Genomic DNA, 24,325 nt, shown 5'->3' with positions numbered 1-24,325 from the left:
TTAAATCATATGGCGATTACAGAATTTTCTCTTGCTAATACTCGTAATATAGGTATTTGTGCTCATATTGACGCTGGTAAAACTACTACAACCGAGCGTATTCTCTTTTATACAGGAAAATCACATAAAATTGGTGAAGTTCATGAAGGTGGTGCCACTATGGATTGGATGGCACAAGAGCAGGAACGTGGTATCACCATTACTTCTGCTGCTACTACCTGTTACTGGAAAAATATAAGGATTAACATTATTGATACTCCAGGTCACGTAGATTTTACTATAGAAGTAGAAAGGTCTTTACGTGTTTTAGATGGAGCGGTGGCGGTATTTGATGGTGTGGCCGGTGTTGAACCTCAGTCAGAAATAGTTTGGAGACAAGCTGATAAATATAAAGTACCTAGAATGTGCTTTGTCAATAAAATGGACAGAATGGGTGCTAATTTCTACAAATGTGTAGAAATGATTAAAGATCGTCTTGGTGCAAAACCTCTAGTAATTCAGTTGCCAGTTGGTATTGAAGAGAATTTCAAAGGAGTTATTGATTTAATCAAGATGCAGGCAATAATTTGGAAGGATGAATCTCTTGGAGCTGAATATTCGTACCAAGAAATCCCTGCTGATATGTTAGAAAAGGCTGAAGAATATCGTGCTTTGCTAATTGAAATGGTTGCTGAGGCTGATGATCATTTGATGGAGAAATATTTATCAGGTGAAGAATTTACTGAGGAAGAAATTCAAGTAGTAATAAGGAAAGGAACGATTGACCGAGTCTTTTTTCCTGTGTTATGTGGTAGTGCCTTTAAAAATAAAGGTGTGCAACCTTTGCTAGATGCGGTTGTTGACTATTTACCTTCACCAATCGATATTGGAATAGTCAAGGGAATAGATATTAATTTTGGAGAAGAAAAAGATTTTAAAATATCAGCATCTGAACCTTTCTCTGCTTTAGCTTTTAAGGTAATGACCGATCCATTTGTGGGATCTCTTACATTTATCAGGATTTACTCTGGTAAGATTAGTTCAGGTGCTACTGTCATTAATACGGTAAAAGACCAAAAAGAACGAGTAGGTAGGATGCTTCTTATGCATGCTAATGAAAGAGAAGATATTAAAGAAGCTTTTGCAGGAGATATTGTTGCTCTAGCTGGTCTTAAAAATACCACTACTGGTGATACTTTGTGTGATCTGGATAAGCAGGTTATTTTGGAGAGAATGGAATTTCCTGAACCGGTTATTGAATTAGCTGTAGAGCCAAAATCAACTGCCGATCAAGAAAAAATGGGAATGGCATTGTCTAGGTTAGCTGCTGAAGATCCATCTTTTAGAGTATCAACTGATCAGGAAAGCGGTCAAACTGTTATTAAAGGTATGGGTGAACTGCATCTAGAGATTATGGTTGATCGTATGAAACGTGAGTTTAAAGTTGAGGCTAACATTGGAGCACCACAAGTAGCTTATCGAGAAACAATTACCAAGCCTTGTGAAATTGATTATACTCATAAAAAGCAATCTGGTGGAGCTGGGCAATTTGCACGGGTTAAAATAATATTTGAACCTCAAGAAGCTGAAACAGGATTTGCTTTTGAAAGCAAAATTGTTGGAGGATCTATACCCAAAGAATTTATTCCTGGTGTTGAAAAGGGTCTAAATAATATAAAAGATACAGGTGTAGTTGCTGGCTATCCAATGATTGATTTTAAAGCAACCTTGATAGATGGAGCGTTCCACGATGTAGATTCAAGTGTACTTGCATTTGAGATTGCTGCAAAAGCTGCTTTTAGAGAAGGTATGCCAAAAGGTAATCCAAAATTACTTGAACCAATTATGAAAGTTGAAGTAATTACTCCTAATGAGTATATGGGGGATATTATTGGTGATCTAAACAGTCGTAGAGGGCAAATGCAAAGTATGGATCCAAGAGGTAATGCACAAGTTATAACTGCAAATGTGCCATTGGCCGAGATGTTTGGGTATGTTAGTACTTTGAGATCTTTGTCACAAGGTAGATCTCAATATAGTATGGTTTTTTCTCATTATGAGCAAGTACCATTACAGGTGGCCGAAACTATTAAAGCTAAGAAATAAAGAAAATTATTAAGATAGCTTAGTGTATCATGTATAATATGATATTATATATGACATCAAAAATGAGAAGTGACTTTTAAATTGCCTTGGCTAATGGCATCATTCGAATAAGTAAGAATTTTATTGTCCCACTTTGGGAGAAAAACCCCGCACTTGCAGTGCAGAGTGGTTAACTGAAATTAAAACACTTGACTTTTTGATAAAAATATGATAGGAGTGTAGCTCAATTGGTAGAGCGTCGGTCTCCAAAACCGAAGGTTGCGGGTTCGATTCCTGTCGCTCCTGCCAACTATAATGAGTTCGTATAATATGTTAAAGGAAAATAGAGTCTACAAATTTTACGAGCAAGTAAAGCAAGAAGTTTATAAAATTGTTTGGCTTGGTAAGAAAGAGTTGATAACTTCAACTCTTATAGTAGTGGTGGCTGTATTTATTTTTAGTATAATTTGTTTGGTGTTAGACTACGGTATACATAGCATAATGCAAGTTTTACTTAATATTGGGAAGTAAAGAATAGGTTTAGGGAAAAATTGTGGTGCAGTGGTACGTTATTCATACATTATCAGGCTCAGAAAAGCGTGTAAAGCAAATGATTCTCGATCAAATTGCTAAACAGGGTATGTCGGAGTTTTTTGAGGATATCGTTGTTCCGGTTATTGAAGTACCTGAAGTTAAACGTGGTAAGAACGTTAAGACAGAAAAGAAATTTATGCCTGGTTATATTCTGATTAAAATGAATATGACAGATGATTCTTGGCATTTGGTAAAAAGTGTAACTAAGGTTACAGGTTTTTTAGGTGGTAAAAGTACACCACAAGCCCTTAGCGAAAAAGAAATACAAAATATTTTTAGTAAACTGGAAGCTGAAACCAAAGATGCTAGGGTTTCGAAATTATATGAAATTGGTGAGGCAGTAATTGTTACTGACGGTCCGTTTGAGACTTTTACAGGGGTTATAGAAGAAATTGATTATGACAAAAATAGATTGCGTGTGTCTATATCTATTTTTGGTAAAGCAACTCCTATAGAACTAAATTTTACGCAGGTTAAGAAAAACAATTCGTAGGAGCAGAAGAGTATGCAGTTTATTGTCTCTAGCATCCTAGCTAAAGGTGCATGAGTGTCAACTTAAGCAAACTCTATGTCATCCCAGCGTAAGCTGGTATCTAAAAAGAGCCTTCTAGGTTGTTTAGACTTTTTTAGACCTCTGCCTACGCGGGGTGACATTAGTACTAATAGGGATGATACTAAGCCTAGTATTAATTTGTTATCGAACTGAGGTTAAGCTGAATTCGATATAATATTACCGTGTGATGTAATCCTAACGTAAGCTGCGGTCTAATAGTCTTTTAGGCTGCTTTTTTAGATTCTTGCCTACGTGGGAATGCTTTGCTAGCGTGGATCAAAAACGGTAACGTTAGTATGGTACTTACAAGGTCAAAAACGATATCATTCCTAGCTAAAAGTGGGAATCCAAAAAATAGCCTGCAAAGGCTATTAGATATTATGGATTCCTTACCGAAGCGGGAATGACATACTAGTGATTCATGCGGGCAATGCTTTTAGCTAGGAACGAGAGTGTATTGACAAGGCTCACGTGAATAAAGCTATTAATTAAATAAGTAAGGATAAGATTATAATGGCAAAAAAAATAACCTCTTATATTAAGTTAACTGTGCCAGCAGGTAAGGCTAATCCATCCCCACCTATTGGTCCTGCACTTGGTCAGAAGAAACTTAATATTATGGAGTTTTGTAAGGCGTTTAACGCTGCGACGATAGCTATTGAACCAGGGACTCCTATCCCAGTCGTGATTACTGCTTATGAAGATAATAGTTTTACTTTTGTAACTAAGACTTCTCCAGCATCGTATTACTTAAAACAATTTGCTAAAATTCCTAAAGGTTCCAGTGCTACTAAAAAAGAAGCATTTGTTGGTAAGGTTACCATGTCAGATTGCATTGAAATTGCAAAAATTAAAATGGTAGATCTTAATACTGATAATTTAATAGCTGCCGCTAAAATTATTCGTGGTACTGCTGAATCTATGGGTCTTGAAGTGGTAGGAGATTAATGTATGTTAGTTGATAAAAAATTAGTTGGTGGCAAAAAGATTAGAGAAGCAAGAAAAAAAGTAGCTCTAATTGGCAACCGCACTTTAGCAGAAGGAATAGAGCTACTCAAGTCTGTGTCTTATACTAAATTTGACTCTACTTTGGAAATGGTGATGAAATTAGGGGTAGATCCTAAGCACTCGGATCAAATGGTGCGTGGTGTTGTGGCACTACCCGCTGGTACCGGTAAAGTTAGTAGAGTTGCAGTGATTTGTAAGGATGAGCAGATAGAAGAAGCTAAAGCGGCTGGAGCAGATATTGCTGGTTCTACAGAAATTATCGATGATATTAAAGCAGGAAAAATTAATTTTGACGTTTGTATTGCAACACCAAATATGATGCCAGCAATAGGTGCAGTGGCAAGAATTTTGGGACCAAAGGGCTTAATGCCAAATCCAAAACTTGGGACTGTAACTACCGATATCGTAACGGCAATTAAGAATGCCAAAAGTGGTCAAGTAGAGTATAGAGTTGAAAAGGCAGGTATTATTCATGCTGGAATTGGTAAATTATCATTTTCCAAACAAGATTTGCTAGATAATGCATCAACTTTAATATCTGCTGTAGTTAAAGCAAAGCCTTCTGGTGCTAAAGGAAATTATTTAAAAGCAATATATCTATCTTCTACTATGAGTCCATCAGTAAAAATAGATTTAGCAAGTATATCGTAAAATACGACAAGGAGAGTTAAGGTGTTAAGATCAGAGAAACATGAATTTGTCGTAGAACTTGAAGAGGTGTATAAACGGTCAAATTCCGTGATAATTACTCATTATCATGGGCTTACTGTTAGTCAAGTAACTCTACTACGTAGGTCTCTTAAAGCAAAAAATGCGGGGTTCAAAGTAGTTAAAAATACTTTGTCAAAAATAGCAGCAAATAAGGCTGGTATTGGTGATATTGTACATTTGCTTGTTGGTCCGACAGCCTTTGCATATTCTGAAGACCCTGTTGAAGCTGCAAAAGTTGTCGTAGAATTTGCTAAAACTAATGAATGTTTGAAAATAGTTGGTGGTTTAGTAAATAATCAAGTATTAGATGCGAATTCTGTACAACAACTTGCAAAATTGTCTTCATTAAATGAGCTTAGAGGCAAAATTATTGGTGTGGTGCAAGCTCCTGCAACTAAAATTGCTGGTGTGGTGCAAGCTCCTGCAGCCAAGCTTGCTAGAGTTTTTCAAGCTTATGCAAGTTAACCACTCTGCACTGCAAGTGCAGAGCTTAATATTACGGCATGAATGCCTCATGTATGTACTAACTTAAAAGTTAGAAACTATTTGTGTATGGTTCATTTAAAAAGTGTCACAACACAAAAAGAATATATCTGTGAAGTGTAAGATTTTGTTAAAAAAATATCTTATCTTATCTTTTCTTGATAAGATATTTAAAATTTATGTTGAAACGACGCACTGCAAGTGCGGGGTTTTTCTCCCAAAGTGGGACAATAAAGAATAATTTAATAAAAAAGTTTTAAAAGGAAGAAAATTATGACAGACCTAGTAAAAATCGTAGATCAATTGTCAACACTTACAGTAATTCAAGCAGCAGAGCTTGCAAAAATGCTAGAAGAAAAATGGGGTGTAACAGCTGCAGCTCCTGTAGCACAGGTGGCGGGTCCTGTAGCATCAGAAGCAGTAGCTAAAAAGACAGCGTTTGAAGTTGTTTTAGTCAGTAGTGGTGATAAAAAAATAGAAGTAATTAAGGTAACTAGAGAACTTACTGGTCTTGGCTTAAAAGAGGCTAAAGAGTTAGTAGATGCTGCCCCAAAAACTATTAAATCCGGTGTAAATAAAGAAGATGCTGAAAGTTTTAAAGCAAAATTAGAAGCAGCTGGAGCAAAAATTGAATTAAAGTAATTGAGTATACCATCGGGCGGGAAAACCTAGAGTTTATTTTAGGGGTGTATTAAAAACTTGTTTGTGTAAGTTCATATTAATTAGGCTCTGTGAAGGTTGTTAGGATAACTCAATGATAGGTAAGCCACTAGTTTGACTAGTGAGACCATCAAGGCTTGGCCTTTAGATTTAGTATAAAGTTAACCACTCTGCACTGCAAGTGCAGAGCTTAATATTACGGCATGAATGCCTCATGTATGTACTAACTTAAAAGTTAGAAACTATTTGTGTATGGCTCATTTAGAAAGTGTCACAACACAAAAAAATATATCTGTGAAGTGTAAGATTTTGTTAAAAAATATCCTATCTTTTCTTGATAAGATATTTAAAATTTATGTTGAAACGACGCACTGCAAGTGCGGGGTTTTTCTCCCAAAGTGGGACAATAAAAAGTTATCATATATAACTTCTTTGGTTTGACGGTCAAAGGAGAAAATATATGACAACATACGAAAGTTTAAATCATTCTAAATGGGATTGCAAATATCATATTGTGTTTATTCCAAAGTGTCGTAAAAAAGAATTGTACGGGAAGGTTAGAAAATATCTTGGGAACGTATCCCATGAGTTAGCTTTTCAACGTGGGAGCAAGATCATAGAGGGGCATATGGTACAAGATCATGTGCATATGCTCATCAAGATTCCTCCTAAATATTCTGTAGCTGAAGTAATAGGCTATATCAAGGGGCAAAGTGCTATAGCCGTTGCTAGGCAGTTTGGTGGACGAAAACGTAATTTTAATGGAGAAAAGTTGTGGGCTAGAGGTTATGCGGTCTCAACTGTAGGATTTGAAGAGAATCAAGAGCAACTTGATAGTTTAGGCTCTGACGAATCAGGAGAATTTTAATTAACAATGGCAGCCCTTTGGGCTGCTCATAACCGTCAAGCCCCTCGCTTTGCGAGGGCGTTCTGACTTTCTAAGTTAATTATAGAGTATAGTGATTAAAGAATAGGGACAAAGGGGTAAAAGATTAAGCGTACATTTGTAAGTATGAGAATCCCCATTTATGGGTATTAACTTAAGCACAGGGTTGTTATTGTTGAGCAGTATTTTAACAAAAAAGATGTCATTCCCGTGTAGGCAGGAATGACATTAACCGTCACAGCGATGATATACTCGAATGATTTGGAGAATTGTTTTCGCAAATACTTGCGGGGATTTCGCGTACGAACAACGGTTTACTACGTTGCGTTTGCTTACCCTTTGTTTGTTGTCCCCATTCTTCAGATCATTCGAGTATAACAATTTAGTTTATGTTAAGGTAAAGAAATTGGTAATTAAAGTTTAATTTTGAATTAAATAATCTGAATTTGATGTAACAAGTTAGTAGCAAATTTAATGTTATCTTTATTAGGGTTGATGTTATCCGAGGTATGATACACGGATAAGCAAACTCTATATTAGACTTACTGCATAAGTCAATCTAGTTGGTGATTTTGTCGTCGAAACTCGCCTCCGCTCCTCACGTACGTCTGTGTACGCGAAGGTAGCCGGCTTCGTTTCTCCTAAAAATCCCTCAACTATCTTTGATTTATGCAGCAAGTCTATTATCTCAGCGTAGGTAGTGGAATCTAAAAAAGTAGCCTTCTAGGCTTTTTCTAGACCTTGCTACTTTCGTAGGGGGACATTGAGACTATTGTAATATGTGAGATTCCAAGTTTGAAGTAGATTTTTACTTGGTTTCAAAATAAAAAATTATTAAAAGCATTAATCGGGAGATTATATGACAACGCAATCCTTATCAATTGGCAAACGCGTAAGAAAAAATTTTGGTCACATAAATTTGGTAGCGTCTATACCAAATTTGATAGAGGTTCAGAAAAATTCTTATGAAAAAGGTTTTTTACAATTAGGAGTTAAAGATTCTGAGCGAGAAAACAGAGGATTACAATCAGTATTAAGTTCAATTTTTCCGATTCACGACCCCTCTAATATTGCATATTTAGAATTTGCTAAATATGAATTTGATAATCCTAAATATGATGTCGAAGAGTGTACTCAAAGAGGTCTTAGTTATGCTGCTCCTCTTAAAGTCACATTGCGATTAAGTATTTGGGATATTGATGAAGATACTGGAGCAAGAGAAATCAAAGGTATTAAAGAACAAGAAGTTTATATGGGGGATATTCCCCTAATGACAAAGAATGGTACTTTTATTATTAATGGTACAGAAAGAGTGGTGGTATCACAGATGCATAGGTCACCTGGCGTATTTTTCTATCATGATGATGGGAAAATTCATTCTTCAGGGAAGTTTCTATATTCTGCTAGAGTTATACCTTATAGAGGATCATGGCTAGATTTTGAATTTGATGCTAAAGATATTGTTTACTTTAGAATAGATAGGAAAAGAAAGCTTTATGCTACTACTCTTCTTAGAGCCATTGGAATGTCTACCAATGAAATTATAAAATTCTATTATGATACGGTAACATGTTTTACCAAAAATGCAAGCTGGGCAACAAAGTTTATACCTGAGTCTATAACTGCTCATAGGCTAGTTAATGACTTAGTGGATGCGGATACCGGCAATGTCATACTTGCATCTGGTCAGAAGATTACTCCTCGTTTGGCTAAAAAATTTGCTAAAGATGGAGTGAAAAATATTTTGGTAGAACGTGAATATTTAGTAGGCAAATATTTAGCACAAGATCTTGTTAATCCGGATAATGGTGAGGTACTAGCCGAAATTGGTGAAATGATCACAATGGATATGTTGGACTCTATTATGACTCTTGAAATTCCGTCTGTCGATGTACTTGCTATAAATCCACAATCAAGTCCTTACATAAGGAACACCTTATTTGCTGATAAAAATCAAAATTATGAATCAGCATTGATAGACATATCTAGGGTATTAAGACCAGGAGAACCAGCTAATATTGAAGCTGCTAAAACATTATTTAACAACTTGTTCTTTGACCATGAAAGATATGATCTTTCAGAAGTTGCTCGTATTAAAATGAATGCAAGATTGGAACTTAATATACCAGAATGTACAGCTATTTTAACTATTGAAGATATTAAAAATATTCTTAAAGTTTTAGTAGAGCTAAAAGATGGTAAAGGTTCGATAGATGATATTGATCACCTTGGTAATAGAAGAGTTAGGTCAGTTGGTGAACTAATTGAGAATCAGTTCAGAATTGGTCTTGTTCGTATAGAGAAATCAGTACTTGAAAGAATGTCGGTGGTTGATCTTGATGCCGTTATGCCTCATGATTTAGTAAATTCAAAAGTTTTGGTTTCTGTAGTAAAAGAATTTTTTAGTACTTCACAACTTTCTCAATTTATGGATCAAACTAATCCATTATCAGAAATAACTCATAAAAGAAGATTATCAGCTTTAGGACCTGGTGGACTTAGCAGGGAAAGAGCAGGGTTTGAAGTGAGGGACGTCCACCCTACTCATTATGGGAGGATTTGTCCAATTGAAACACCAGAAGGACAGAACATAGGTTTGATTAATTCCATGGCTACTTATGCTAGAGTTAATAAGCATGGCTTCATTGAGACACCTTATCGAAAAGTCGTGGATGGTCATGTAACTGACGAAGTTGTTTACTTGTCAGCTATTGAAGAAGGAAAATATAAAGTTGCTCAAGCTAATGCAGTTGTTGATCAAAAAGGTTTGTTACAAGAAGAATTAATTAACTGTCGAACTGAAGGTGGTAATTTTGTTATGGTTACCCCTCTAGAAGTAGATTACATTGACGTTACCCCGATGCAGGTTGTTTCCGTTGCTGCATCACTTATTCCATTTTTAGAAAATGACGATGCTAATAGAGCCTTGATGGGGTCAAACATGCAACGTCAGGCTGTCCCGCTTATTAGAAGTGATGCCCCTTTAGTTGGTACTGGTATTGAAGGAATTGTTGCACAAGATTCTGGGGTTTCAGTTGTAGCCTTGCATGATGGAATAGTAGAGCAAGTTGATTCAACTAGAATAGTGGTAAGGACTAAGGAGCAGAAAACAGATGGATCACCTAGTGTGGACATTTATAATTTATTAAAATTTCAAAGATCTAACCATAATACTTGTATTAATCAAAAGCCGTTGATTAACGTTGGTGATTATGTAAAAAAAGGTGAAGTAATTGCTGATGGGCCAAGTACAGATAATGGTGAAATAGCTCTTGGTAGAAATGTGCTAGTAGCTTTTTTACCATGGAATGGGTATAATTTTGAAGATTCGATTTTAATATCAGAACGTATTGTAAAAGATGATATTTATACCTCAATTCATATTGAAGAATTTGAAATAATTGCTAGAGATACAAGACTTGGTCCCGAAGAAATTACTCGCGATATTCCAAATGTTAGTGATGAAAGTTTACGTCATCTTGACGAAGTTGGTATAGTATATGTTGGTGCAGAAATAAAACCAGGCGATATCTTGGTGGGTAAGGTTACCCCTAAAAGTGAGTCACCTATGACTCCAGAAGAGAAATTACTCAGAGCTATTTTTGGAGAAAAAGCTTCAGATGTTCGGGATTCATCTTTACGTGTTCCTACTGGGATCACTGGTACAGTGGTAGAAGTACGAGTGTTTTCTCGTAGGGGAATAGAAAAGGATGAGCGTGCTATAGCTATTGAAAAGCAACAAATTGAAAAATTATCAAAAGATAGGGATGATGAACTTCGAATCATAGAGCATTTTGTTTTTATGCGTTTAGAGAAGATTTTAACAGGACAAATAATTGTTAGCGGTCCTAAATCCGTAAAATCCGGTCAATTGATTAGTGATCAAACCCTTAAGTCATTATCAAAAGGACAATTTTGGCAACTGATTGTTGAAGATGCTAATGTAATGAATGAAATTGAACAAATTAAACGTCATTATGATGAAAAGCAAGACAAGCTTAATAAGTGTTTTACTAGCAAAGTAGAGAAATTACAAAGTGGTGATGACTTACCACAAGGTGCTCTTAAAGTTGTAAAAGTATTCATTGCTACTAAACATAAGTTACAACCTGGAGATAAAATGGCCGGAAGACACGGGAATAAGGGTGTTATCTCTCGTATTATGCCAAAAGAAGATATGCCATTTTTAGAAGATGGTACAGTAGTTGATATCGTTCTTAACCCACTTGGCTTACCTTCACGTATGAATATTGGGCAGATTTTAGAGACTCATCTTGGTTGGGCGGCAGTAAATCTTGGCAAAAAAATATCTTCTATGTTGGATCAAGTTCATAACAAAAAAATTGATGTAGAAGAGCTTAAATCTTTTATTTCCGAGGTATATGGGCATAACTCAACGACAAAAAATATAAAGAAAATGTCCAATCAAGAGATTATTGAGTTTTGTGATAATATCGATAAGGGGGTATATTTTTCAACCCCAGTTTTTGACGGTGCAAAGGTTGAGAATGTAAAAGAAATGCTAGTCCTTGCAGATCAAGACCCATCAGGTCAAATTAGGTTGATTGATGGTAGAACAGGAGAGTATTTTGATCGTGCCGTTACAGTTGGCTATAAATATTTCCTAAAATTACATCATTTGGCCGATGATAAAATCCATGCTCGTTCTATCGGTCCTTATAGTTTGGTAACTCAGCAACCATTAGGTGGTAAGTCGCATTTTGGAGGTCAAAGATTCGGTGAGATGGAGTGTTGGGCACTGCAGGCTTATGGTGCTGCTTATACGTTACAAGAAATGTTAACTGTAAAATCGGACGATGTGGTTGGTAGAATTAAAATTTATGAATCTATTGTCCGAGGTGATAACAATTTTGAATCGGGTATTCCTGAGTCGTTTAACGTGATGATCAAAGAATTGAGGTCCTTGTGCTTAAATGTAAAGCTTGAGGATACTAGCACAGATTAAAGATATTTTTTGCAATTGCTACAGAAGGTCCAAGAGGCTTTTTACTAAACTATATCTGAAAAATTTTTTAAGGAAGAATCTTTATGACAACAGGGATGACAAATTTTTACGGACAATTAAGCAGTACTCAGCAATTTGATCAAATAAGAATTAATATTGCTAGTCCTGATCAAGTGCGTTCATGGTCTTTTGGTGAGGTAATGAAACCTGAGACAATAAATTACCGTACTTTCAAGCCAGAGAAAGAAGGATTATTTTGTGCTAGAATTTTTGGCCCCGTGAAGGACTATGAGTGTCTTTGTGGTAAATATAAACGTATGAAATATCGTGGTATCACTTGTGAGAAGTGTGGTGTTGAAGTTACTACATCTAGAGTCCGAAGAGAAAGAATGGGACATATTGAGCTAGCAGCACCAGTTGCCCATATATGGTTCTTGAAATCTTTACCATCAAGGATTAGTACATTGCTAGATATGACTATGAAGGATATAGAAAAAGTTCTATATTTTGAAAGTTATGTTGTTGTTGATCCTGGGTTATCTGCTCTGCAAAAGGGTGACCTTTTATCAGAAGACAGTTTGCAAAAGGCACAAGATGAGTACGGAGAAGATAGTTTTACTGCTTCTATTGGGGCTGAAGTGATTCAGCAGATGCTTACAGAACTTGATTTACCTGAATTAAAGAAGAGTTTGCAAGAAGATTTATTAAATACATCTTCAGAAGTTAAAAAGAAGAAGATTGTTAAAAGACTTAAGTTAGTTGAAGATTTTCTTGAATCTGAGAATAAGCCAGAATGGATGATTATGACTGTTCTGCCAGTTATCCCACCTGAAATTAGACCATTAGTTATGCTTGATGGAGGAAGGTTTGCAACTTCTGATCTTAACGAACTTTATAGAAGGGTTATTAATAGAAATAATAGATTAAAGAGACTACTTGAACTAAAAGCACCGGATATTATCATCAGAAATGAAAAAAGGATGTTACAAGAATCGGTCGATGCATTATTTGATAATGGTCGTCGTGGTAAAGTAGTGAAAAATACTAATAAACGTCCATTTAAGTCACTTAGTGATATGCTAAAAGGTAAACAAGGTCGTTTTCGTCAGAATTTGCTTGGTAAACGAGTGGATTATTCTGGTCGTTCTGTTATCGTTGTGGGACCAGAGCTTAAGTTACACCAATGTGGTTTACCAAAGACGATGGCGTTGGAATTATTCAAGCCATTTATTTATTCAAAGCTTGAATTATATGGAATTGCTACCACTATAAAAGCCGCTAAGAAAATGGTTGAAGCTGAGAAATCAGAAGTATGGGATATTTTAGAAGAAGTTATACGTGAACATCCAGTGTTGTTGAATAGAGCACCAACTTTGCATCGTTTAGGTATCCAAGCTTTTGAACCTTTACTGATAGAAGGGAAAGCTATCCAGCTACATCCTTTAGTCTGTGCTGCGTTCAATGCTGATTTTGATGGTGATCAGATGGCAGTGCATATTCCTCTTTCAATTGAAGCTCAGCTTGAGGCAAGAGTACTTATAATGTCAACAAACAACATATTGAGTCCGGCAAATGGTCGTCCGATTATCGTCCCTGATAAGGACATAGTACTAGGTCTTTATTATTTAACAATGGTTTTTGACAATGAACCTGGTGAAGGGATGAGTTTTGCTAGCATGTCGGAGATTGAACATGCTTTGTATAATAAGGTAATAACTATTCACTCAAAGATAAAATTTCGTCGCGATGTGCTTAATATTGAAGGGGAGGTTGTATCAACTATAGTGGATACTAGCTTTGGTAGGTTAATTATAGGAGAATTATTACCACGTAATCATAATGTTGGATTTAAGTTTGTAAATAAATCCATGACTAAAAAGGATATATCTGCGGTTATTGATTTGGTATATCGCTACTGTGGACAAAAGGCTACAGTGATCTTTGCTGATCAACTAATGAAACTTGGATTTAAATATGCTTGTTCCTCAGGCATTTCTTTTGGTATGGACGACATGGTTGTACCAAAATCAAAGGATAGCCATATTAATTCAACATTGACTGAGGTAAAAGAATTTGAACAACAATATTCTGATGGTCTAATTACTTACGGTGAAAAATACAATAAAGTGATTGATGCTTGGTCTAAATGTACGGATAAAGTAGCAAATGACATGATGCAAGAAATTGCTATGACACCTGTTAATAATAAGCCTAATCATCAGAAAGTAAATTCGATATATATGATGGCTACTTCGGGAGCAAGGGGATCAGCAGCACAGATTAAGCAATTAGCTGGTATGCGTGGTTTAATGGCTAAACCATCAGGTGAGATTATTGAAACCCCGATTATTTCTAATTTCCGAGAAGGTCTTACTGTCCTTGAATATTTTAATTCTACACATGGTGCACGTAAAGGTCTTGCAGATACAGCGTTGAAAACAGCTAATTCTGGGTATTTAACCCGTAGATTAGTTGATGTTGCTCAAGATTGTATAATTACTGATGAAGATTGTCAAACTACAAAAGGTATAGAAGTCAGAAGTATTATCGATGGTGGTGAAGTTATTGTATCGCTCGCAGAGCAAATTTTAGGCAGAACAGTTGCGATTAACGTATATCACCCAGTTACTAATGCATTATTACTATCAGCCGGTGAATTAATTAATGAAGCAAAATTAGAAGAAATCGAATCTTCTGGTTTGGATGTGGTAATGGTAAGATCTGTTCTAACATGTGAGGTTATTGATGGAATATGTGTAAGATGTTATGGTAGAGATCTAGCCACTGGTTCTTTAGTATCAGTTGGAGAAGCAATAGGAGTGATTGCTGCCCAGTCAATTGGTGAGCCAGGTACTCAGCTGACCATGAGAACTTTCCATATTGGAGGAGCTGCAACGAAAGGTGTTGAAATATCTTCAATAGAAGCCTCTCATGATGCAAAAGTGAAGATTTTAGGTCGTAATGTGGTTGTTGATTCTGAGGGACGTAAGATCGTAATGGGTCGTTCATGTGAGTTATTATTATTGGATGCTAATAATAATGAGAAAGCAAGGCATAAAGTAGCGTATGGTTCAAGATTAATAGCCGATGATTCAGATAAGGTAAAAAAAGGACAAAAATTAGTAGAGAGGGATCCGTACACTATTCCGATTATTACCGAGAAATCTGGAAAGGTTGTATTCAAGGATATGGTAGAAGGAGTGTCAATTCGTGATATCACTGATGAAGCAACTGGTATTTCTAGCAAAGTTATAATTGAATCAAAACAATATTCACGCGGAGCAGAGTTACGTCCTCGTATTCAATTAGTTGATGAGAATGGAGAAACTATTATGCTATCCAATGGTTTGGAGGCTAGATATTACATGCCAGTGAATGCTATTTTAAATGTTGAAGATGGTGCTAAGGTGTCAGTAGGTGATATTTTATCACGTATTCCAAGGGAGTCAACTAAAACAAAAGATATTACTGGTGGTCTTCCACGAGTAGCTGAACTTGTTGAGGCTAGACGTCCAAAAGATCATGCTGTTATTGCAGAAGTAGATGGTAGAGTTGAATTTGGCAAAGACTATAAGTCAAAAAGGCGTATTGTTATTCAGCCAAGTGATAACACTACAGCAATTGAGTATATGGTACCAAAGGGCAAACATGTTGTTGTTAATGAAGGTGATTTTGTAAAAAAAGGCGATATGTTAATTGATGGCAATCCAGTTCTACAGGATATTTTAAAGGTAATGGGAGTGGAAGCTCTTACAAGCTATATGGTGGGAGAAATCCAAGCGGTTTACCGTTTACAGGGCGTAAAAATTGACGATAAGCACATTGAGGTAATAATTCGTCAAATGTTACAAAAAGTAGAAGTAACCCATTCTGGGGATACGACATTAATGGTTGATGAGAAGATAGATTATCGTGAATTTGCCGAAATTAATAAAAAAGCTATAGATAATGGTTTAAGACCGGCTGAAGCCCAACCAATCCTACAAGGTATTACTAAGGCATCGCTGCAAACTAGATCATTTATTTCTGCTGCTTCTTTCCAAGAAACAACAAGAGTTCTAACGGAGTCTACTATAGCTGGAAAAATTGATAAATTGCGTGGGTTGAAAGAAAATGTCATAGTTGGTAGATTAGTGCCAGCAGGAACAGGCTTTTACATGAATAGGATGCGTAAACTTGCAGCTAAATTGGACCAGGAAGAGGTTGATTATCAGAAAACTTTAGGATAGATTCTCTTTAATAAGGAGTGTACTCTTCTGCTTGGAAGAATTGTTTTTTGAAAATATCAAGGATTCGCGTGTTCATGTACCTTATGTATACTGCTATGATTTCAAAGCTTGGGTAGACGAAGGTCAACTTCAAGAAGAGCTAGGCAGTAGCAAAGTCGAGCAGCGGAGCGTACATTAGTACGTGAGCAGCGGATATCTTTAGACACGACAACGCCAATTCTTGAAGTTCACCGAGTATATAGTTTGTCCGGCAAAACTCTATAAGTCTTATACAGGAGTTTCGCAGTTAGCAAAATTGCGAATCAGCTAAAAGGCATCTAATGTTGTTCTGAATTGATGTTTTTATAACTTCCCAAGTTTGTTGATATAAAGTAATTTTGGCTCTGTACAAATAAGTGTGTAAATTTTTCAAAGGTTATATAAAAATATAATATAACAAAAGGAGAAATTATAATGCACCAAAAACAAAATGAAGCAATGAATCAAGCGATAGATTTATTAATAAATAATGATACAGATATATCAACATTACTTAAAGAGGATGGTTTATTAAAACAATTAACCAAACGGCTTGTAGAGAAGGCATTGCAGTCAGAGATGAATAATCATTTAGGATATGATAAATATTGTCATACTGATAGTGATAATGTTCGTAATGGTAGGAATGTAAAGAATCTAGTAACAAATAATGGAGTTGTAGAGATTGAGGTTCCAAGGGATAGAAGTAGTACATTTGAACCTGCATTAATTCCGAAGCGTCAAAGACGTATTGAAGGATTTGATGATAAAATAATATCATTATACGCTAAAGGAATGAGCTTATCTGATATTAAGATTCAAATGCAAGAATTGTATGGAGCTGACGTTAGCGAAAGTTTGATAAGTCAAATTACTGATGATGTAATTGAGGATGTCAAGATATGGCAAAGCCGACCATTGGATCGAGTATATGCTATAGTATTTTTTGACTGTTTAGTAGTAAAAGTACGTCAAGATAAACGAATTATCAATAAGTCTGTATATGTAGCATTAGGTATTGATTTATCTGAAAGGAAGGATATTTTAGGATTGTGGATCAGTGAAAATGAAGGAGCGAAATTTTGGCTTGGTAATTTTACTGAGATGAAGAACAGAGGTATGCAAGACATGCTTATTGCTTGCAGTGATAATTTAACCGGTATGTCTGAGGCAATAGAAGCAGTTTTTCCGAAAACCGAACATCAATTATGTATTGTACATCAGATTAGAAATAGTTTAAAATATGTATCATATAAAGACCGAAAAGAATTAGCGGCTGATTTAAAGCCTATATATACTGCTAGCACAGAGGAAGAAGCACAGGTTTTGTCGCATCTATAAATCATACTACATCAAGATTGTTAAAACTAAGGTTTTGGACATTATGATGCCATTAACATAGCAAAATTCTCAAAAGTAGAAAGATTATCATTAGCTCCAATTATTTGTCTTTTTTGCATCATACGAATATTTTCTATACCGGTAATAGTCATTTCTGCAGAATGAAAACTCTTAAAACCAAGCATTGGCTTTGTACGTTTTTTGATAAACCTATGATCTTGTTCTACAAGATTATTCAGGTATTTGGTCTGAATAACCTTAATTTTATAATCTTTAGGAACTTCTGTATTCAAATCATTAAGAGCAGCCGTATTACTACCGCTTTTATCAATTACTACTTTCTCAGGAAAATTATTCTCTCTAAAGGCTTTACGAAAAAATGCAAGTGCTGCAGGCTTGTCTCTATGCTTACGTAGCAGAAAGTCTACAGTATTACCAAGACTATCTAGTGCTCTATATAAATAAACCCATTTACCGTTTAATTTAATATAAGTCTCATCCATTCTCCAACTACTACCAACTGGCTTCTTTCTTTTTCTAACCACCTGATCTATCAATGGTACAAATTTTATAACCCATCTTTGTAATGTAGAGTGATCAATTTTTGCTCCCCTTATACTCATCATTTCTTCCAAATCTCGATAACTTAAAGAAAATCGGCATTTCATATAGACAAATAACATTATTATTTCTGGTGAAGAACAAAATCCTTTGAAATATGATAATAATCTTGCAGTAATACGAAACATCTTAACATCTTTTTTAGATCATTATATCAATCTTTTTTCTATTGTCCAACATATGCGACAGAACCATGGATGCGTGGTATAGCGGTTTGGAGAATTTGAAACATATACGTAATTTAGGTTGGACATGGGTTAGTAACCTAAGAAAAAATAGAAAAGTTAATCATAATGTTAGCTTAGAAAGTTTAGAGATTCCTGATGAGGGACTAAAAATTCACCTACGTGGATACGGTTGGGTTACGGTATTTAAGTTTGTGGCAAAAAATGGTCGCATTGATTACATAACAACTAACTTAGAAAATCCAACACGTGAACAAATAGAGAAAATTGTTAAGGCACGGTGGTCTATAGAAGTTTATCATCGAGAATTAAAACAAACTTGTGGTATTGAACGCTGTCAGGCACGCACGGGTCGAGCTCAGAGAAATCATATTTGCCTTGCCGTATTTGCTTGGCTCGATATGAACAAAAGGAGGATAAATGAAAAAATTATGAGCCTTTCTAATTAAGTGTGTAAATTTTTCATAGGGCTTAAATTCTACCTTCAAATTTTATGAGTCTGTCCTATAGTTTGTGTAAGTTGCAAAGAAAGCAGTAAGAGATTACTGTAAAAAAAGTAACTTAAGCAAGCAAGGAGGAATTATGGCTAAAAAATTAGATACAGATAAAGATACATTAGACATCAGTAATCAGCTAGTAGAAGAATTATTATCAAAAGCAGATCCATCGGAGTTATTTGGTCGAGATGGTTTATTTCAACAGCTAAAGAAGCAAATAGTTGAGAAAATATTAGCAAGTGAGTTGGATCATGAATTAGGATATTCAAAACATAGCAAGATGCCAAAAGTAGATAATAATCGTCGTAATGGTAGCTATGAGAAGACAGTAATTGATGGGGATGGTCGTAAGCTGACAGTAGAAGTACCAAGAGATCGGGAAGGAGAGTATAATCCTCAATTAATACCAAAAGGGCTGAGGAGATTTAATGGATTTGATGAGAAAGTGATATCCCTTTATGGTCGCGGTATGACAGTCAGCGAGATCCGAGGGCATTTAGAAGAAATATATCAAACTGATGTATCTGGTGACTTGATATCCACCATAACAGATGGGGTGATAGAAGAAGTAACTAGGTGGCAAAATCGTTGTTTAGATAGGGTGTATCCAATATTATACTTGGACTGTATCTATGTAAAATCTAGAGACAATCACATAGTAATAAGTTAACCACTCTGCACTGCAAGTGCAGAGCTTAATATTACGGCATGAATGCCTCATGTATGTACTAACTTAAAAGTTAGAAACTATTTGTGTATGGCTCATTTAGAAAGTGTCACAACACAAAAAGAATATATCTGTGAAGTGTAAGATTTTGTTAAAAAATATCTTATCTTATCTTATCTTATCTTATCTTTTCTTGATAAGATATTTAAAATTTATGTTGAAACGACGCACTGCAAGTGCGGGGTTTTTCTCCCAAAGTGGGACAATAAAGCAGTATATTTAGCACTTGCTGTAAATATAGAAGGGAAAAAGGAGTTACTTGGCATTTGGATAGGCAAAAATGAAGGTGCTAAATTTTGGATGCAAGTAGTTACTGAGTTAAAGAATCGAGGAATTGAACAAATTTATGTTGCTTGTGTGGATGGTTTAAAGGGCTTTCCAGAAGCTATAAGCAGTGTATTCCCGAGTACTATAGTACAATTATGTATTGTACATATGGTTCGCAATTCAGTAAAGTATGTGTCATATAAAGATTTAAAAGAGGTCACATCAGATCTAAAACAAATTTATACAGCTAATAATGACGAAATGGCACGTTTAAAACTTCAGCAATTTGGTGTAAAATGGGATAAAAAATATCCGGTAATTTCTGATATTTGGCAACGTAATTGGTCTGGGATAATACCGTTTTTTGCCTTTCCTGAAGAGATCAGAAAGGTAATTTATACTACTAACACTATAGAATCTGTAAATCGTCAAATTAGAAAAATTATCAAAAATAAGGGGGTGTTTCCAGATGATAAGTCAATTCAAAAAATAATATTTTTATCCCTACAAAATGCAGCCAAAAAATGGACCATGCCTATTAAAGATTGGTCTTTAGCTTTAAATCAATTTGAAATACTTTGTGGAGATTTTAAATATGATTTATTGGAAAATAAAAAATGAACTTACACAAATTAAATGATTGACTCAATTTTATCAAAAAGTGAGCCATAGCTGCGTTCCAGTTTGGAATCGGCATAACCCATTTCTTGGTCATATAATCAATTGCCAAATACAAGGTCTTAAAAACAGCATTATCATTTGGAAAAACCCGTTTATTCTTAGTAACCTTACGTAATTGGCTATTGACAGATTCTACACTATTAGTTGTGTATATTACTTTCCTTATCGCCTCAGGGTATCCTAGAAAAACCATTAAATTTTCCCAATGAACATACCAAGATTTAGCAATTTGTGGATACTGTTTACTCCATTTAGCTTCAAAAGATTCTAAAGCAAGATGTGCTTCGGTTCTGTCGCATATGTTGGACAATAGAAAAAAGATTGATATAATGATCTAAAAAAGATGTTAAGATGTTTCGTATTACTGCAAGATTATTATCATATTTCAAAGGATTTTGTTCTTCACCAGAAATAATAATGTTATTTGTCTATATGAAATGCCGATTTTCTTTAAGTTATCGAGATTTGGAAGAAATGATGAGTATAAGGGGAGCAAAAATTGATCACTCTACATTACAAAGATGGGTTATAAAATTTGTACCATTGATAGATCAGGTGGTTAGAAAAAGAAAGAAGCCAGTTGGTAGTAGTTGGAGAATGGATGAGACTTATATTAAATTAAACGGTAAATGGGTTTATTTATATAGAGCACTAGATAGTCTTGGTAATACTGTAGACTTTCTGCTACGTAAGCATAGAGACAAGCCTGCAGCACTTGCATTTTTTCGTAAAGCCTTTAGAGAGAATAATTTTCCTGAGAAAGTAGTAATTGATAAAAGCGGTAGTAATACGGCTGCTCTTAATGATTTGAATACAGAAGTTCCTAAAGATTATAAAATTAAGGTTATTCAGACCAAATACCTGAATAATCTTGTAGAACAAGATCATAGGTTTATCAAAAAACGTACAAAGCCAATGCTTGGTTTTAAGAGTTTTCATTCTGCAGAAATGACTATTACCGGTATAGAAAATATTCGTATGATGCAAAAAAGACAAATAATTGGAGCTAATGATAATCTTTCTACTTTTGAGAATTTTGCTATGTTAATGGCATCATAATGTCCAAAACCTTAGTTTTAACAATCTTGATGTAGTATGATTTATAGATGCGACAAAACCGGAAACAGGTATTTATTTTATTGACTCTACAACGATTAAAGCTTGTCACAATAAAAGGCGTTATAGCAATAAAGTTTTTAAAGGATTAGCCAAACATAGTAAATCCTCTATGGGGTATTTTTATGGTTTTAAATTACATGTAATAATCAATAATAAAGGGGAGTTTATGGCATTAAAAGTGACCAAAGGCAATGTAGATGATAGGGTCCCAGTACCGGAGTTAACAAAAAGATTAACTGGAATTATAGCAGCTGATAAAGGTTATATTAAGCAAAATTTGTTCTTAAATTTATATGAAAGAGGCTTAAAAATGATTCATGGAATTAAGAAGAATATGGAAAATAAATTAATGGATTTGAAAGAAAAAATCTTACTTCGAAAGCGTAACTTAATTGAAACAGTTTTTGATTATCTAAAAAATAAAATGAACCTTGAACATACTAGACATAGATCACCAATAAATGCCTTTGTCCATATATTATCTACTCTTGTTGCTTACTCATTAAAGAAAAATAAACCTTCAACAAAATTTGATTGTAATCTACATGTTCACAATATCCTTATCCCGAATTGACGTAATTTGTTTATTTTACTAAATGTAAGATTAAATCTCAACTACTTCAAGTGACTAAGCAATCCATTTCTAATCCTTTTTAAGGATTGCTTAGTTGCTTTCGCATATTGCAATGATGCCTTTTTTACATCCCCTTAATTTTTGCCATAATCTTTTCTAGGATATTTGAGGCAGTAAGCCCAAAATATGAGTATAAATCAGTAGAGGGAGCAGATAGACCAAATTGCTCCATGCCGAAGAACATGCCGTTTTCTCCAATGATTCGATGCCAACCAAAGCTACTTGCAGCTTCTATAGCCACTTTTAAGTTACCCCTAGATAAAATATTTTGGATATAGCTAGGTTTTTGTTTAAAAAATAGCTCAAAACATAATATTGAAATAACATTTACACTAAATCCATTTTTGCTTAGTATATCTTTTACCTCTAAGGCAATTGATAATTCAGAACCCGTGGCAAAGATAGCAACATCTAATTTTTCTTGACTATTCCCTGACAATATATACCCACCTTTAGAGTATAAATTTTGTGAACTAATGTGGCTAACTATTTGATTTTCCTCATTTTGAATCTTAATAATTTGAGGGACAGCTTGTCTTGTTAAAGCAAGAATAGAAGGGCCTTGTTTATTAGATAGTGCAATTCGCCAAGACTCGGCTGTTTCTATATAGTCTGCAGGGCGTAATACCATCATATTTGGCAAGCTTCGAAAGGACGCTAGATGCTCAACTGGTTGGTGAGTAGGGCCGTCTTCTCCTACACCGATTGAATCATGAGTCATTATATAGATTACTTGTTGCTGCATAATAGCAGAAAGTCGCATACTTGGCTTCATATAATCAGAAAAGACTAGAAAAGTAGCACCTACAGGCAAAAATCCTGATAATGACAGTCCGTTCATGATAGAACCCATAGCATTCTCACGAACACCATAATGGATGTAGTTGCCGCTAAAATCATCTTTACTGATTACTTTACTATGATTATTTTTGATATTATTGGATGATGATAAATCAGCTGACCCAAAAATAATTTTTTCAGATAGTTTGCTTAATTCTTCTACAATTCTACCGGATGAACTACGGGTTGCTTCATCTTTTACCGGGATAGGGATATTGTCAAGAAAAGAACAATCGATATTAGGTCTAGCAAAATATACTTTTTGTTCTTGACTTATATCAACAAAGTTTTCCTGCCAATTATTATAACTCACTTGATTTCTTAGCCAAGCCATGCTCCATATATCTTTTAATTCTTTTGGTAGGTCAAATTCTTCATCCTTAAAACCTAAATTTTCTTTTAGCAATTTAACTTCATCTTTGCCAAGGGGCGAACCATGGGCTGCATTTGAATTTACCTTGTTAATAGAACCTTTGGCAATTAAAGTACGACAGGCAATTAAGTAGGGTTTATCAGAATTTTTTGCCCTAGTTAAGCTGGCATTAATTTGCTCAAAATCATGTCCATCAATAGATTCAGTAATCCAACCCATGGCAGTAAATTTAAGCAGATGGTCTTCAGATACGGTAAGGTTGGTAGGTCCATCGATGGAAATTTTATTATCATCAAATAAAACTATTAGGTTATTAAGGCATAAATGTCCAGCTAAAGAAGCAGCCTCGTAGCTTATACCTTCCATTAGGCATCCATCTCCAATTATACAGTAAATTTTATGATCACTAAGATTTTTGCCCAATTTTTGTTGATATTTTTTTTGACCAATAGCCATACCCACTGAAGTGGCAAATCCCTGACCTAAAGGACCTGTAGTAGCCTCAATAGCTTCATATGCTCCATATTCTGGATGTCCAGGAGTTTTTGAATGTAATTTTCGAAATTGTGTTAAATCTTCTAAGTGAAAATTTTTATAATTTGTTAAATAATAAAAACTATAAAGTAACATAGATCCATGCCCAGCTGATAGAACTAGGCGATCACGGTCAAACCAAGTTGGATCATTAGGATTGAATTTAAGAAAATCAAACACTAAAACTGTCATCACATCTGCCATGCCAAGTACCATACCTGGATGGCCTGACTTGGCATGTTCTATGCTATCACTTGCTAAAACTCTAATACAGTCACTTAGTTTACAATATTCTTCTGAATATTTTGGTATTTTATTAAACTTCATTATGATA

At 35.0% G+C, this 24,325-nt stretch carries 20 protein-coding genes, 1 tRNA gene and 2 pseudogenes; 20 read left to right on the top strand and 3 right to left on the bottom strand.

Translation table 11 applies throughout. The features are described from left to right. Window positions 1–9 precede the first annotated feature (9 nt). The 14 genes and pseudogenes from fusA (at window position 10) to AAHN00_RS00260 (ending at window position 17,513) form a co-directional block, all read left to right on the top strand. Window positions 10–2,085 (top strand): elongation factor G, encoded by a 2,076-nt coding sequence (gene fusA / locus AAHN00_RS00325; RefSeq protein ID WP_410521398.1) that lies wholly within the window; start codon window positions 10–12, stop codon window positions 2,083–2,085. A 212-nt stretch (window positions 2,086–2,297) separates the two neighbouring features. Next, window positions 2,298–2,373 (top strand) — tRNA-Trp (locus tag AAHN00_RS00320). 21 nt (window positions 2,374–2,394) lie between these two features. Further along, window positions 2,395–2,595, top strand: coding sequence for a preprotein translocase subunit SecE (secE, locus tag AAHN00_RS00315; RefSeq protein ID WP_341748453.1), 201 nt, complete (start codon window positions 2,395–2,397; stop codon window positions 2,593–2,595). Window positions 2,596–2,614: 19 nt separating this feature from the next. Next, window positions 2,615–3,151: a transcription termination/antitermination protein NusG gene (gene nusG, locus AAHN00_RS00310; RefSeq protein ID WP_342272709.1), complete on the top strand. Its 537-nt coding sequence runs from the start codon at window positions 2,615–2,617 to the stop codon at window positions 3,149–3,151. 573 nt (window positions 3,152–3,724) lie between these two features. After that, window positions 3,725–4,159, top strand: a complete 435-nt coding sequence (gene rplK, locus AAHN00_RS00305) for a 50S ribosomal protein L11 (RefSeq protein WP_341751671.1) — start codon at window positions 3,725–3,727, stop codon at window positions 4,157–4,159. A gap of 3 nt (window positions 4,160–4,162) precedes the next feature. Then, on the top strand, window positions 4,163–4,870 hold the full coding sequence (rplA, locus tag AAHN00_RS00300; RefSeq protein WP_342271772.1) for a 50S ribosomal protein L1: 708 nt from the start codon (window positions 4,163–4,165) through the stop codon (window positions 4,868–4,870). Between the two features lie 21 nt (window positions 4,871–4,891). Next, complete coding sequence (rplJ, locus tag AAHN00_RS00295; RefSeq protein ID WP_342271771.1) at window positions 4,892–5,395, top strand: 50S ribosomal protein L10; 504 nt, start codon at window positions 4,892–4,894, stop codon at window positions 5,393–5,395. Window positions 5,396–5,498: 103 nt separating this feature from the next. Continuing rightward, the gene (locus AAHN00_RS00290; RefSeq protein WP_342271770.1) at window positions 5,499–5,654 is read left to right on the top strand and encodes a hypothetical protein; all 156 of its coding nucleotides are present in this window, start codon (window positions 5,499–5,501) and stop codon (window positions 5,652–5,654) included. A 32-nt stretch (window positions 5,655–5,686) separates the two neighbouring features. Next, the gene (gene rplL / locus AAHN00_RS00285) at window positions 5,687–6,055 is read left to right on the top strand and encodes a 50S ribosomal protein L7/L12 (RefSeq protein ID WP_342271769.1); all 369 of its coding nucleotides are present in this window, start codon (window positions 5,687–5,689) and stop codon (window positions 6,053–6,055) included. 270 nt (window positions 6,056–6,325) lie between these two features. Next, window positions 6,326–6,514, top strand: coding sequence for a hypothetical protein (locus AAHN00_RS00280; protein WP_342271768.1), 189 nt, complete (start codon window positions 6,326–6,328; stop codon window positions 6,512–6,514). Between the two features lie 19 nt (window positions 6,515–6,533). Then, window positions 6,534–6,890: pseudogene (gene tnpA, locus AAHN00_RS00275) on the top strand (IS200/IS605 family transposase); the annotation flags it as partial. 928 nt (window positions 6,891–7,818) lie between these two features. Next, window positions 7,819–11,925 carry a DNA-directed RNA polymerase subunit beta gene (gene rpoB / locus AAHN00_RS00270; protein ID WP_342271767.1) on the top strand — a complete coding sequence of 1,369 codons (4,107 nt, stop codon included), beginning with the start codon at window positions 7,819–7,821 and terminating at the stop codon, window positions 11,923–11,925. Window positions 11,926–12,020: 95 nt separating this feature from the next. Next, the gene (gene rpoC, locus AAHN00_RS00265) at window positions 12,021–16,154 is read left to right on the top strand and encodes a DNA-directed RNA polymerase subunit beta' (RefSeq protein WP_342271766.1); all 4,134 of its coding nucleotides are present in this window, start codon (window positions 12,021–12,023) and stop codon (window positions 16,152–16,154) included. Between the two features lie 453 nt (window positions 16,155–16,607). Then, the gene (locus AAHN00_RS00260) at window positions 16,608–17,513 is read left to right on the top strand and encodes an IS256 family transposase (protein ID WP_342271765.1); all 906 of its coding nucleotides are present in this window, start codon (window positions 16,608–16,610) and stop codon (window positions 17,511–17,513) included. Window positions 17,514–17,554: 41 nt separating this feature from the next. Here AAHN00_RS00260 and AAHN00_RS00255 read toward each other — a convergent pair whose 3' ends face one another. Next, complete coding sequence (locus AAHN00_RS00255) at window positions 17,555–18,262, bottom strand: IS6 family transposase (RefSeq protein ID WP_342270905.1); 708 nt, start codon at window positions 18,260–18,262, stop codon at window positions 17,555–17,557. Window positions 18,263–18,303: 41 nt separating this feature from the next. On the opposite strand from AAHN00_RS00255, the gene AAHN00_RS00250 reads away from it, so the two are divergent. The 4 genes from AAHN00_RS00250 to AAHN00_RS00235 all read left to right on the top strand — a co-directional run bounded on the left by AAHN00_RS00250 (window position 18,304) and on the right by AAHN00_RS00235 (window position 20,431). Then, a complete protein-coding gene (locus AAHN00_RS00250; protein WP_342271764.1) occupies window positions 18,304–18,768 on the top strand; it encodes a transposase in 465 nt (154 codons plus the stop codon). A gap of 133 nt (window positions 18,769–18,901) precedes the next feature. Continuing rightward, window positions 18,902–19,486: a transposase gene (locus AAHN00_RS00245; RefSeq protein ID WP_342271763.1), complete on the top strand. Its 585-nt coding sequence runs from the start codon at window positions 18,902–18,904 to the stop codon at window positions 19,484–19,486. Between the two features lie 103 nt (window positions 19,487–19,589). Further along, window positions 19,590–19,766, top strand: coding sequence for a hypothetical protein (locus tag AAHN00_RS00240; RefSeq protein ID WP_342271762.1), 177 nt, complete (start codon window positions 19,590–19,592; stop codon window positions 19,764–19,766). Continuing rightward, window positions 19,685–20,431, top strand: coding sequence for an IS256 family transposase (locus tag AAHN00_RS00235; RefSeq protein ID WP_410521461.1), 747 nt, complete (start codon window positions 19,685–19,687; stop codon window positions 20,429–20,431). The genes AAHN00_RS00240 and AAHN00_RS00235 overlap by 82 nt, the downstream gene beginning before the upstream one ends. Here AAHN00_RS00235 and AAHN00_RS00230 read toward each other — a convergent pair. Further along, window positions 20,400–20,801, bottom strand: a complete 402-nt coding sequence (locus AAHN00_RS00230; RefSeq protein ID WP_342271761.1) for a transposase — start codon at window positions 20,799–20,801, stop codon at window positions 20,400–20,402. The genes AAHN00_RS00235 and AAHN00_RS00230 overlap by 32 nt on opposite strands. A 41-nt stretch (window positions 20,802–20,842) precedes the next feature. On the opposite strand from AAHN00_RS00230, the gene AAHN00_RS00225 reads away from it, so the two are divergent. Continuing rightward, entirely contained in the window at window positions 20,843–21,550 is a 708-nt protein-coding gene (locus AAHN00_RS00225) for an IS6 family transposase (protein ID WP_342270905.1), read from the top strand. Window positions 21,551–21,614: 64 nt separating this feature from the next. Next, window positions 21,615–22,184: pseudogene (locus AAHN00_RS00220) on the top strand (IS982 family transposase); the annotation flags it as partial. 124 nt (window positions 22,185–22,308) lie between these two features. Here the strand turns inward: AAHN00_RS00220 and tkt are convergent. Beyond that, complete coding sequence (gene tkt, locus AAHN00_RS00215) at window positions 22,309–24,318, bottom strand: transketolase (protein WP_342271760.1); 2,010 nt, start codon at window positions 24,316–24,318, stop codon at window positions 22,309–22,311. Window positions 24,319–24,325: the final 7 nt, after the last annotated feature.

The sequence above is a fragment of the Candidatus Tisiphia endosymbiont of Parasteatoda lunata genome, from assembly GCF_964030955.1.
GTDB lineage: Bacteria > Pseudomonadota > Alphaproteobacteria > Rickettsiales > Rickettsiaceae > Tisiphia.
The sequence above is the reverse complement of the archived record's forward strand: the minus strand, read 5'-3'. Positions and strand labels throughout refer to the sequence as shown.

Bases quoted from the DNA above. Each gene is read 5' to 3' on its own strand.
- fusA (WP_410521398.1), top strand. From the start codon at position 10: ATGGCGATTACAGAATTTTCTCTTGCTAATACTCGTAATATAGGTATT.
- secE (WP_341748453.1), top strand. From the start codon at position 2,395: ATGTTAAAGGAAAATAGAGTCTACAAATTTTACGAGCAAGTAAAGCAA.
- rplK (WP_341751671.1), top strand. From the start codon at position 3,725: ATGGCAAAAAAAATAACCTCTTATATTAAGTTAACTGTGCCAGCAGGT.
- rplA (WP_342271772.1), top strand. From the start codon at position 4,163: ATGTTAGTTGATAAAAAATTAGTTGGTGGCAAAAAGATTAGAGAAGCA.
- rplL (WP_342271769.1), top strand. From the start codon at position 5,687: ATGACAGACCTAGTAAAAATCGTAGATCAATTGTCAACACTTACAGTA.
- AAHN00_RS00280 (WP_342271768.1), top strand. From the start codon at position 6,326: ATGGCTCATTTAGAAAGTGTCACAACACAAAAAAATATATCTGTGAAG.
- rpoB (WP_342271767.1), top strand. From the start codon at position 7,819: ATGACAACGCAATCCTTATCAATTGGCAAACGCGTAAGAAAAAATTTT.
- rpoC (WP_342271766.1), top strand. From the start codon at position 12,021: ATGACAAATTTTTACGGACAATTAAGCAGTACTCAGCAATTTGATCAA.
- AAHN00_RS00260 (WP_342271765.1), top strand. From the start codon at position 16,608: ATGCACCAAAAACAAAATGAAGCAATGAATCAAGCGATAGATTTATTA.
- AAHN00_RS00255 (WP_342270905.1), bottom strand. From the start codon at position 18,262: ATGTTTCGTATTACTGCAAGATTATTATCATATTTCAAAGGATTTTGT.
- AAHN00_RS00245 (WP_342271763.1), top strand. From the start codon at position 18,902: ATGGCTAAAAAATTAGATACAGATAAAGATACATTAGACATCAGTAAT.
- AAHN00_RS00225 (WP_342270905.1), top strand. From the start codon at position 20,843: ATGTTTCGTATTACTGCAAGATTATTATCATATTTCAAAGGATTTTGT.
- tkt (WP_342271760.1), bottom strand. From the start codon at position 24,318: ATGAAGTTTAATAAAATACCAAAATATTCAGAAGAATATTGTAAACTA.